Source organism: Parageobacillus sp. G301 (assembly GCF_030268025.1).
Lineage (GTDB): Bacteria > Bacillota > Bacilli > Bacillales > Anoxybacillaceae > Parageobacillus_B > Parageobacillus_B toebii.
In genome coordinates, this window is the sequence record NZ_BSDB01000008.1 from 1 (window position 1) to 634 (window position 634).

Sequence of the window (634 nt, forward strand, 5' to 3'; positions counted from 1 at the left end):
AAATCCTGGGGTAGGTAACTACCGTGCCGGTTCGAGTCCGGCCCTCGGCATATGCGCTCGTAGCTCAATTGGATAGAGCATCTGACTACGGATCAGAAGGTTAGGGGTTCGAATCCTCTCGAGCGCGCCATTTCGGGAAGTAGCTCAGCTTGGTAGAGCACATGGTTTGGGACCATGGGGTCGCAGGTTCGAATCCTGTCTTCCCGATTTAGACAATATGGGGCCTTAGCTCAGCTGGGAGAGCGCCTGCTTTGCACGCAGGAGGTCATCGGTTCGATCCCGATAGGCTCCACTTATTTAAAAATTTAATGTTCTTTGAAAACTGAACAAAACGAAGCGTCCACATAGAAATGCTGAAGCGCCGCGATCAGCTCTCGAAGCCAAATGTTCTTCACCCGCTGAAGTGCTTGCACTTCGAGGGGGAAGGTTATTTGGCACGAGAGAGCTAGGCGCTGAAGCTGGACAATGTGAAAAGCTGAAGCGCTTGACACCTTCGGTGTCAGTGCCAAATTAAATAAGCCAATCAACTTTCTTTTTGGAGAGTTTGATCCTGGCTCAGGACGAACGCTGGCGGCGTGCCTAATACATGCAAGTCGAGCGGACCGAACGGAAGCTTGCTTCTGTTCGGTTAGCG

3 tRNA genes and 1 rRNA gene are annotated in these 634 nt (G+C 51.6%); all 4 read left to right on the forward strand.

The features are described 5' to 3' along the window. Positions 1-53: 53 nt before the first annotated feature. Positions 54-130: transfer RNA gene (locus QSJ37_RS17880), tRNA-Arg, on the forward strand. A gap of 3 nt (positions 131-133) precedes the next feature. Further along, a tRNA-Pro gene (locus QSJ37_RS17885) sits at positions 134-207 on the forward strand. A gap of 12 nt (positions 208-219) precedes the next feature. Further along, positions 220-292: transfer RNA gene (locus QSJ37_RS17890), tRNA-Ala, on the forward strand. 240 nt (positions 293-532) lie between these two features. Beyond that, a 16S ribosomal RNA gene (locus QSJ37_RS17895) occupies positions 533-634 on the forward strand; the annotation flags it as partial.